This is a genomic window from Bacillus sp. SRB_331 (assembly GCF_003264175.1).
In the GTDB taxonomy this organism is placed as follows: Bacteria; Bacillota; Bacilli; order Bacillales; family Bacillaceae_G; genus Bacillus_A; species Bacillus_A mycoides.
In genome coordinates this window covers 64,916-71,734 of sequence record NZ_NADV01000002.1, presented here as the reverse complement: position 1 = coordinate 71,734, position 6,819 = coordinate 64,916, and the positions used below count along the sequence as shown (strand labels likewise).

General features: G+C 32.3%; 5 protein-coding genes. All 5 read right to left on the bottom strand.

Features of this window, described 5'->3' with window-relative positions; translation table 11 throughout:
* Window positions 1-163 precede the first annotated feature (163 nt).
* The 5 genes from B5P42_RS01775 to B5P42_RS01755 all read right to left on the bottom strand — a co-directional run bounded on the left by B5P42_RS01775 (window position 164) and on the right by B5P42_RS01755 (window position 6,815).
* Complete coding sequence (locus tag B5P42_RS01775; RefSeq protein WP_033732631.1) at window positions 164-709, bottom strand: DUF7018 domain-containing (lipo)protein; 546 nt, start codon at window positions 707-709, stop codon at window positions 164-166.
* Window positions 710-882: 173 nt separating this feature from the next.
* Complete coding sequence (locus B5P42_RS01770; RefSeq protein ID WP_113733511.1) at window positions 883-1,788, bottom strand: DUF7018 domain-containing (lipo)protein; 906 nt, start codon at window positions 1,786-1,788, stop codon at window positions 883-885.
* A 422-nt stretch (window positions 1,789-2,210) separates the two neighbouring features.
* A complete protein-coding gene (locus B5P42_RS01765) occupies window positions 2,211-3,749 on the bottom strand; it encodes a caspase family protein (protein ID WP_113733510.1) in 1,539 nt (512 codons plus the stop codon).
* A 196-nt stretch (window positions 3,750-3,945) separates the two neighbouring features.
* Entirely contained in the window at window positions 3,946-5,748 is a 1,803-nt protein-coding gene (locus tag B5P42_RS01760; protein WP_113733509.1) for a DUF4365 domain-containing protein, read from the bottom strand.
* 803 nt (window positions 5,749-6,551) lie between these two features.
* Complete coding sequence (locus B5P42_RS01755) at window positions 6,552-6,815, bottom strand: hypothetical protein (RefSeq protein WP_113733508.1); 264 nt, start codon at window positions 6,813-6,815, stop codon at window positions 6,552-6,554.
* Window positions 6,816-6,819: the final 4 nt, after the last annotated feature.

Sequence of the window (6,819 nt, the reverse complement as noted above, 5' to 3'; positions counted from 1 at the left end):
TTAAGTTGATGGATGTGGGGTATCGCCACATTTCCATTAACTTAAGAAAACAAGTTATCCCCAAAAAGAGAAAAATAAACCTCGATGCTATAAAAACACAAAATTTCCATTTAGGGGGTACTTTAAAATCTTAGCTTGATGGGTATGTGTTATACCCCCTCTTTTATTTTAGCGCTTTCAACTTTTTATCTACTTCAAGTAGTAATTTAGAAACTTTCTCCATTTTTTCTGAACCTTTCTGAACTAAATCCTCGGCTTTCAAGTTTAATCCTTGCGCTATTAAAAGCGTACCAGCCTTTGCTTCATACATAGCGTCTTTTACAGTGTTTTGTACGTCTGCATACTTCTCGCCAGGGTCTAATTCGATTAACTTATCTGCTGTCTTTTTCAGATGTTCAGACTTCTCTATGTATTCAGGTGCTTTATCATGTACTGTCTTGTCGTTATTTAAGACATCACTTAATTCTAATGCTTGTTTCGTTAGGTCTTCTAGTAAAGCGTTTAATTTACCCTTGTACTCTTTCTCTGCTTTAGTTTCTGACACTTTTTGATTGTCTGATTTTTCTTTTCCTTTTGATACTTCTTGACTATCCGCTTCCGCTACTTGCAGACTATCAGTCTTCTTATCTTCTGCAACGTCTTTATTTGAACATCCTACCCCTGCTACTAACATAATTGGTAACGCTACTGCTAATAGTTTCCGTTTCATTGTTATATACCCCTTTGTTTGTGATCCTTGTTTCTTTGCTTTCATTTTGAATACCCTTTAATATATTGTTTCTTGTATGTAAACAGGCTACCTTTTGACCAGTAACCTGTTACAACCTATTGTTTACATTACTTCGTTCTGTTCCAAGTACCTTTATAATGGCTTATACTATATTATTTACGTTTTTGTACATCTATTCTGTTACCTTTTCCGTCTACCATGTTTAAGTAACCCTCAAAGAAGATTTCTAGCGTATAGTCTACTGACCCGTTTAATTGACTTGTATCCATCTTTTGACCGTCTTTTACATACTCACCAATAGTCATTGTGAATTGTTTCGAGTCTGGTTTGTAAGACCATCTACCTGTCATATGATTGTCTTCGAATGATGTTTTACCTTTATCATCGAAAATCGTATATGTACCATCTTCTTTAAAGTCTAATGCCTTAACAAATTCAGAACCTTCGATGTGACCCCATTCACCTACAAACTCTTTACTGTCTTTCGGGAACTCTGAAGGTTTCTCATTCTTTTGCTGTTCCTCTAATTTCTTCGCTGATGCTTTTGTTAATGCATCAGATAGTGTGTCGCCATACCCCTCATTTATATAATCTTTACCTTTTAGTACTAAGTCTTTTGACTTCTGTGTCTTTTCTTTCGTTATAGAATTACTTTTTGCTGACTTAACTAGGAGTGTAAAGGATTCACTATAACAGTCTACTCCTTTTAAGATTGTCTCATGTTCTTTCTCAAACTCTTTTGGTGGTTCAATCTTATGGAATTTAGATATGATACCTTGTATTTCAGTTTCTTTTTCATACAGTTCTTTGTTTAATTTATGAATGTCATTGCTCTTATCTTTCGTTTGAGCCGCTAATTGCATAAAGTTATTCAGTTCGTACTCTAAATCACTTTTTAACTTATACATGTGGTCAGGGTAGTCTTCTTTCGACATCTTTTCCTTCGTCTCTGACTTAGCTTCTACTTTATCTTTTGCTTTCGTCTCTGTTTTATCTGTAGCACAACCTCCCATCAACATAATTGGAAGTGCTAACGTTATAAGTTTCTTTGCTTTCATTATGTATACTCCTTCTTAACAGTATTGTAATTGACTAACATATGGAACTGTAACATAAAATAAATAAACAAATATAAGCTCATTTTTTGTCCTTAAAGGGGTCACCATATCATTCTGGGAAAATTGTACGCTAAGGACTACAAATCTTTATCATTACAGTGTTTTTTTAAGATGAGTGCATGTTCAGAAAGATAAAAACCTAAGTTTAATTGAACATTGATTCATTTACACACTTTATGAACACGATTATAGCTAGAAAACGTTGATATTATTGAGTTTTATCCTCTGTCCATAAACATAAGATTTTCTGGACAGATGCCTCTTAACGTACAGGAAATGTTCAAAATGTGTCTAAACGTACAATTTTCCCGAAATGGTATGGTGAGGCCTATTAATTTAAAGCTCCAATATTCTTTAAAAATTTAATCATTTACTTCTTCTAATTTTTTAATAGCTTCTAAATCAGAATAATACTGCTTAATAGTCATTTCCATGCAAGTTTTTCTATTCTCTGGAGTTCTTTGCTCCATATTTTTTTTGTTATAAAACAACGTAAAATCGTGAATAGTTCCAAATAAACCTATACAAGCCTGATGCCAATCATAGAGTTCATCTGGTGCTATGTCTAAATCCCCACTCAAAAAGTAATATTTCTCTATTTCTGGAATGATAACTTCTATTTTTTCAATAAGCTCTTCTTCTGTAAATATTTCATTTTTATACTCGTTATAGAGCCAAATTACTTTTTCTGCTAAAGTTAGCGAGTGGGCTAATATTTCTTTTGTTTTTAACACTACTTCATTTTTATTTCCTGTATTTTCATTACGAAAGATTTTTATATGTTCATAGTAAGAATGGATATTAAAATGAATTCCATTAAGCATAAATGTATCTTTATTATCTACTCTGTACCACCAGTCTTTATCTTGTTTATCATCAACCCATGTTGTATGACATATAAAATTCCCACTTATCATATCACTTTCATCACGACCAAAATAAATACATACAATGTTTGCAAGTTCACCAGACCACCGGTCCTGAGATATTTCATTAGTAAAAACTTCGGCTGTTCTTACCGTATCTTTTATTTTTGTTGAAATATCTCCTATTTCCTCAAGAGACAGTGGTTCTTTTAGAATTACCTTAACAGAGTATCTTTTCGCTATACCTGTATGTACTGGATCAACCTCGTAAATTATATACTTATCATACTCAGCATATATTCTTGAAGTGTAGAATGGTTCATATTCTTCCACATCAAAAAATACAGTACCTCCTATATTTGCTCTAAAAATAGGATGTTGTTCTTTTTTGGGATTTCTTTTATTCCATACATCTAAGTACAAAGAAACCAACTTTTGTATATCATGTAATGTAACTTTTCCTTCTTTAATTAGTTGTTTATGTTGAAGTGCATCACATAAAAAGCTTGTAAATACACTAATTGGTTTATCAGGATGACCATAAGAATATTGATGGGAATTACTTGACGAAAGTACTGCATATCCCTGCCCATGAAATTCTGCAACTGTTTTTTCAATACTAAATTCTGATGTTCCACTAACAGAATAATTTCCAGAATGACAACAATCTAAAAATATGATTTTACTACGAGTTGGAATATTTTCGAAGTAATCTATAACTTCTTGTGTACTTATAATTCCATTACTAAAAACAAGATAATGTTTATCATCAATGGTTGTACCATGTCCAGAAAAATAAAAGATTAGAATGTCACTGTCATTCGTTAAAGAAGTAAGTTGTGATAAAGCATTTTTAAAGTCATCAACCATCACATCACCCAATTGTCCACACGTAATAACGTCATTTTTTTCTAACTTTAATCCATTATGTAATGCACTCTCCATTGCAGTAATATCATTAATACAAAAAGGTAGATCGTTTGCTCCAATATAATAATTACTTACACCTACTACGAGCGCTTTAATTTTTGACAAATAAATCCCCCCTTGTCTCTTTTATACTCTGTATTAATTCATCGGATGTTTCCTGAAGATCATTTTTTTTAGAACATGTGAAATTCTCGATTGTAAGCAAATCATCCTCTCCCTCTCTTTACTGATTTTCAGTACGTTTCATCATTTCATGCAAATAAAAATAAGAAACTCAAATTAGAAACGAAATCTACAACCTTTAAACGGCACCAATTGATATACAAAGATGTTCATAGAGTTTGTATATCGGAAACTCCTTATATCGCTCCTGATTGTCACTTTCAAACTGCCCAAATAATATTTTTGATTCAACAGCACTACCTAACAATACGCTTGTACAAAACTGCATATCTAGATTTTCCGCATTCTTCTGCTTAATTGTAATTAGTTGCTTGCTATCTTCCTCAGAAATAACACCTTCTCTTCGTAGTTTGATCTGAAGTTGATTAATGAAAACAATCGCATCTGTTATGTATTCCCCTGCGTACTTACTATACAGATGCTCTGCTAATTCAAGCCATTCCACGTCCTCTGTTAGATCAAATGCGGTCACACACAACAAACAAAAATGATTTGTATAGTCTGCTAGTTCTGGGTTTTCAAATGGATCTATGCGATTAAACGACTCTTTGATCACTTCTTTCTTTACATTTGCCCCAAATGCCAACCCTGACGAATCTAATAATACATAAGGTGTATAATATGAGGTTGCATCATCAAAAACGACATGTGTTCGCCCGTCTATAATCTGTTCTGAAAATGCATTTGTTAATTTTGGCGTTGCTGATGGATTATAGAATAAGATGATTTTAATGGAACCAATATTAAATGATACAAATTTTGCTTCTTTAGGATTTTCAATTTTGAAATTCGATATATCATCCTCTTGTATCATCTTATTAAATGCCCTAATTTGATCAACAAATCGATTAATATCCGTACCTTCTTCTCCAAATGGAGTCTCCTCATTAATTTCTAATTGTTGATAGATTTCCTTCAAAGTCAAAAACGTAGCATGCAGACTCTTAAATGCCCTTTGAGTCTCATCACGTTTCTTCATTGTCCCAATATCGAACGTTAACTTTAATTTTTCAAATGTGATGGTATTTCCAGAAAAAAAATGTAGTAGCAACGGTAATACTTTTAACTGACTCGCTAGCGAGTGCAACTTTATAATTTTAAAATTGAATTTTGTGGATCCTTTTTCATATGAAATTTCCAAAGAACCTTCAACTAGTAGGATAACTTTATTAAACTCTTCTGTTACCTTTACTTGTAATTCATATGTAGACCCATCTATCATTACATTTTCCTGTATTTCAAGTGAAAGAGCCGCTACGCGACCTTGATTAAGTGGGACTGGGAGCTCACCACGTATACCATATACAGTAAAATCATGCTCGAATATATTTCTTGTCGGTGTTTTGGTAGGATTGTATGTTAAGCTTGTTAATTCAAATGAATGATATTCCTCTCGACTAAAGGGACTTTTTTCAATAAGAATGATTGATTGTTTTTTTGATTCAGCCAAGAACTTGCTACATACACTCGTTAAATCCGTTTCACTTAGATCTCTCAACTCAATGCGTCTTTGTTTTTGACCTTTTTCTTCTCCATACTTTTTAAGAACTTCGTTGATTTCAGTAGGTAACAGTTGTTTGTAGAAAATCTTTGAGTCCCCATTTCTTTTTATTTCAACCACCAAAAATACTACACCCTTACTGTTATAGTAATTTTGGTAATGATCCAAACCAATTGAAAATGTTCGAATTCCCCTAGTAAACTCTTTTACTTCCGTTCCTTTTACTTGTACTGGCACTTTACCAATTAGTGATCCTACAGATTCTGAATGATCTTTAAAAACTTCAATATCACCGTCAAACGATATTCCTTTATCTCCTACTGGAATATTCGCTCTAAGTAGAGCATCTGGTTTATTCGCTAGCACATTTATTGCGTCTACAGCTAACCTTTCTAATTTCGTACTAGATAACTTTGCCATTTCCACACCTCTGTTATTATATATTTATATAATTATATCAAGCGGAACCCCACATAATCTATTTAACAATAAAAAAATTCAGAATTATCACCGGAAATGTCAGCATTTTTTTATTAAACCAATTTGTTTTTCAAGAGTTTTTTACATTTATGAGAGTAAAAAACGATATACCTTCTACATCTTAGATAGAAATAATACCGTTTTTTCATTTTAGGGTATTTTTATTTGTTAGCTTGATGGGCATGTGGCGAGCCCCTTTATGATGTTGTTGAGGAAAGAAAAATGTAGACTATTGATTTTGTGATTTAGTTTTTATTAAAAATTACGGTACGTGAAATTTTTATTTTCTTTGTTAAAAAAGGCCCCCATAGATCTTATACCTATGAGAGCTGCCTAAGGGTCATTCATATTCGACTTAGCTCTATTGTAACAGGCTTTCGCCATACATGAGAAACATAATGATCCAAAAACTAACGATCATAACAAGAAATTCTTTAAACCTTTGCTGAAAGGAAATACGACCTTCTTCCATTATACACGCTCCTTATCTACATCTTTTTATATGTTATGTTAAAATATAGAGGAAAGAAATCCGCCAATTTCTTTCCTAGACGGTCACTCATGACTTTGCTCTTTGTTTGCTTTTGCAAATGAAGAGCTTTTATTTTGCATACTTATACTTACTTTCTAACATCGCATAGCGTAATAGCTTTAACTTTGTCTCTTTTTTCAATGCTTTCCACTCAGATACACCAATTTTCATTTTTCATTCCTCCAATAATTAAATTTGTTATTTATATAGCTTATAAGTTCCAGTTGTAAATATTTCTAATTTGTTTATCGCTAAACCCTTCATGGACAACGAAGATTTCTGGAAAATCAGAGATACACAAATCAATAATTGTATTATCAGTTGTTCTTATATAATAATACTGAACAGCCCCTTCATAATTCGAATATAAATAGTATTTATGAATTTTATAATTTAATCCATTTTTCTCTAATACCTCATAAAGCTTATTTTTAGTTTCATCCATTACGTCAAAAATAGTTAACTGCTCCATCATTAAC